Source organism: Pseudomonas gessardii, assembly GCF_001983165.1.
GTDB classification, from domain to species: Bacteria; Pseudomonadota; Gammaproteobacteria; order Pseudomonadales; family Pseudomonadaceae; genus Aquipseudomonas; species Aquipseudomonas gessardii.
Genome location: NZ_MNPU01000099.1, coordinates 1 through 3,768 on the forward strand (window position 1 = coordinate 1; position 3,768 = coordinate 3,768).

4 protein-coding genes are annotated in these 3,768 nt (G+C 51.7%); all 4 read right to left on the reverse strand.

Annotated elements, in window-relative coordinates:
• Window positions 1-127 precede the first annotated feature (127 nt).
• The 4 genes from BLL38_RS29605 to BLL38_RS30975 are packed head-to-tail and all read right to left on the reverse strand — an operon-like array spanning window position 128 to window position 3,390.
• Window positions 128-943 carry a hypothetical protein gene (locus BLL38_RS29605; protein ID WP_130898294.1) on the reverse strand — a complete coding sequence of 272 codons (816 nt, stop codon included), beginning with the start codon at window positions 941-943 and terminating at the stop codon, window positions 128-130.
• Window positions 944-975: 32 nt separating this feature from the next.
• Complete coding sequence (gene tnpC, locus BLL38_RS29610; protein WP_076965353.1) at window positions 976-2,529, reverse strand: IS66 family transposase; 1,554 nt, start codon at window positions 2,527-2,529, stop codon at window positions 976-978.
• A gap of 17 nt (window positions 2,530-2,546) precedes the next feature.
• Window positions 2,547-2,993, reverse strand: a complete 447-nt coding sequence (gene tnpB / locus BLL38_RS29615; protein WP_249024858.1) for an IS66 family insertion sequence element accessory protein TnpB — start codon at window positions 2,991-2,993, stop codon at window positions 2,547-2,549.
• Entirely contained in the window at window positions 2,977-3,390 is a 414-nt protein-coding gene (locus tag BLL38_RS30975) for a hypothetical protein (protein ID WP_139201309.1), read from the reverse strand. Before BLL38_RS30975 ends, tnpB begins: the two co-directional genes overlap by 17 nt.
• Window positions 3,391-3,768 lie beyond the last annotated feature (378 nt).

A 3,768-nucleotide genomic window follows, 5' to 3' on the forward strand; every position in this document is an offset into this window, starting at 1 on the left:
AGAAAAGGTAAGATTGTTCACGTCGGGGGCTTAGTTTTTGTTGGTGTGAGAGCTTACATTTTCTAAGATCCTCGACTCCTTTTCCAGCCGGTCAGATTTTTTCTACACCCTTAAATGCGAAGAGCCGTTAATGGTTTGTGATTGATGAGATTTCAATTGCTAGCTTTTCTTGTTCTTCTGCAAGTTTTTTATATTGTTGGTTTGTATAAGTTGTCTCAAACTCGTTAATTAGGTTTTGCTGCTTGAGAATGGACTCATTGCTGTGGTCCTGCGATTTGGTGGTTTCTGGGAAAGATTCATTGTCCAATAGGTCTTTAGCCTCTTTGTGGGCGCTGGCAATGTCTTTGTTGTTGATTTTAAGGTCATAAAAATTTTGCACTAGTTCGAGAGGTGCAGTATCAGGCCTCTCGTTATTGAATTTTATACCGTTTCCAGTTGGATCGATTATTTTTGAAATATCAAGCAGCGGTGTGAGTGCCTCACGAAGATCTGGGAACTCTTTCAGGGGGAAAGATTTTTCTTTGTTGTCCAACGTTATTGCCTGAACTAGGCCTGTTGCAGAGTCGTAAGTCATCGAGTGAATATCAATTTTGTTTTCTCTTGCCCAATCCTTCACTGCTCTATTCATAAATGCGTTTTCAGCCAGGCTCAACCATTTTCCAAGCGTTGAATCTTTAGGGACTTGAACCATTGGCGAGGGGCTTGCCGAGTCGCCCTCCTTGAGTTCCAACAGTGCATTGGCGACATTCTTGGCGAGTTGGCTATCGCCGACAGGGTTCAACTGGGCATTGATCCTTTTGTCTTTGTCCAGCGTCTTTTGAAGCGTATCAGCCCCCATTTTCTCGTCGACGCCATTCTCCGGTGGTGGTGGCTTGGGAGCAGGCGTTGGTGTTTCCGGCGGATTCAGGGCATTGAACAGGTCATTGGCTTGTAAGCGATCCACGAACTACACCTACTTCCAGATGAGTCACTCGTTTACCGTGGCATCTCTGGCGAGCAGTTCCATGGCAGCAAGGCTTCGTAGTCCTCAACCGATTGCGCCTGCGGCAGTCTTTCCAGTACGTGGCGCAGCCACGTATAGGGCTCCTGACCGTTGACCTTGGCGGTCTCGACCAAGCTGTAGATCTGCGCACTGGCGGTGGCGCCTTTGGGCGTATCGCTGAACAGCCAAGCCTTGCGCCCGATTACAAACGGTTTTATTGCACGCTCCGCCGGATTGTTGTCGATCGGTAAAAATCCGGCCTCCACGTAGCGCTCCAGACGGCTCCAGTTGCTGGCCAGATAATTAACGGCCTTGCCCAAAACACTTTGTGGCGTCACCTGCGGCTGCGTTTTATCCAACCAGCTTTTCAACTGGGATAGGATCGACAGGCTCTTTTCCTGACGATTAATAAAACGCTGTTCATCGCTGACATCCTTGAGTTCGCGCTCAATGCCGTACAGCTTGTTGATCATCGTCAGCGCGATATCGGCACGTCCCGTCTTGCCCTTGGGCTGCACTTTTTGCGCATCGACGAACTTGCGCCGGGCATGGGCCATGCACGCCAGACGTTCCACACCCGGTTGTAACGCCAACGCGTTATATCCCGCGTAATCGTCGGTCATGACATAGCCGCGATAACTTTCCAGCAGGCGCAACGGCACGTCCTGCGCACGGCTGGAGGTGTAGTCGAACAGCACGACTTTTCGATCCGGCGGCCCGCTGGCTTGCACCCACATCCAGGATTGGCTGGTCGGGTCTCGATCCGGTTCTTTCAGTACCTGAACGCGGGTTTCATCGCAGTGGATGACCGGACTTTCCAGCAACCGGTCGCGCATCAAATTCAGCAACGGTTGTAAGTACTCGCCGCACTGGATAATCCAGCGAGCGAGGGTCTGACGCGGGATTTCTACGCCGTGTCGGCTCAGCACCGTTTCAAAACGATGCAGCGGCAAGCCGTCGACATACTTGGTGGTCAACAGCATGGCCAGCACGCTCGGACTGGCCATGCTCTTTTCGATCAACTGAGCCGGTTTGTCAGCGGTGACCGGAGCCGTTTCACAACCGCGGCAGCCGTAGACTTTGCGGATGTGTTTGATGACCCGGATCTGCATCGGCACGATATCCAGCTGCTCGCTGGTTTCTTCGCGGATCACATGTTTGCGGCAACCGCAGGCACAGGTCAGTTCGTGCTCGGGCAGTTCGTGGATGACTTCGATACGCGGCAGATCAGCCGACAGTGGCTTGCGTTTGCCACGGCGCTTAGTCGGAGCAACGACTTCTTCTTCGGCGTCATCGACGACGGGCATCGGCTCGCTTTCGGGTTCGTTGAACAAGGCCAATTGCGGTGTGTTGGGCTCAATCGTTTGCTCGGATTTACGACCAAATATACGGTCACGCAACAATTTGATCTGTTCTTTCAGATCAACGATATGAGTCTCGTAAGCCTCTTTGACTTCCTGATCACGTGCGCGCGCTTCGTACGTATCAAGCAGCATCTGCTTGAGAAGCACTGGGTCATCAGGAAGGTTGTCGGGCATGGATGGCATGCCCCGGATTATACCTGTCAGGCGACAAATCTTGGAGTCAAAACCTGATGTGGACGGTTGCGCCACAGGTCAAAACCGTCGAGCAACCAGTTCAACTCCTGGACGCTCAACACGATGGCTTCGTCGGTGGGCTCAGGCGATGTTTTAAATCGCTCGGATTCCAGGCGCTTGAGCCAAAGGCAGAAGCCGTTGCGCTCCCAGTAGAGGATTTTCACCCGGTTACGGTGGCGATTCAGAAAAACAAAAAGCACCGGGTCGAACACGGCGACTTTGATATCCAGCTCGACCAGAGCGGCCAGCCCGTCGATGGATTTTCGGAAGTCCACGGACTTGGGGTAGAGGTACACCTTTTCGACTTTGGCGTCGGGTCGCATCATGAGCTGCTGGTTCCTGAAAAGAATCGGGAGCACAGCATTGCGGATCAACAGTTGGCTTTGAATGTGGTGTTCATGGATCGGATACATTGGCTTCGTCGGCGCCTTCTCTTTTTGGGAGAGCGGGCGGGGGGGATGGGTTCAGTGTATTGAACAGGTCATCAGCCTCCTTGGCGCCTTCTCTGTCTGAGGCGGTGTCAGACCTTACCCGGCGGGAAAGAGTCTCACCCGTTGTCTTTTCTTCAGCCGTCTGCGGTGAGTTGAACGCAGGCTGTTTGCTTTTCAAGACGGCTTCTTTGAACGTGCTGTAAGCCGCAGCCGCCTCTGGATTGAACGAGGCTTTTTGGGCCTGTGGTCCGTCAGGCTGCGGTGTCTGAGCGAAGGTGTTGGATGCCTGTGTATTGGGTTGCTGTGTGACAGCCGAATCTGTCAACGGAACGGTGGGAATAGGCAGGTTTGATACAGGCGAGGAAATGTTTAGAGTCATTTATAGAGTTCCGTAAATTAAATGATCTTAGGTGTGCGTGAAGCCGTTAGTTGTGTGGAGATATTCGGGGTTTCGTTCCGCCTGAGGTGTTTCTATCGATTTCATGGGGCATGTTTTAAATAGGTTTGTTCTTGTTTTGATTGTTGAGGTGTTTTTATAGGTTTTGGTTGTTTGAACTTTAGGTTCTGGCCAGTGGCTTCATTGGTTCGGAAGTCGGCTGTTGGATTCAGTCGATTCGGCGGGGCGGGTAAACGGGCTCTTCGCATTTAAGGGTGTAGAAAAAATCTGACCGGCTGGAAAAGGAGTCGAGGATCTTAGAAAATGTAAGCTCTCACACCAACAAAAACTAAGCCCCCGACGTGAACAATCTTACCTTAT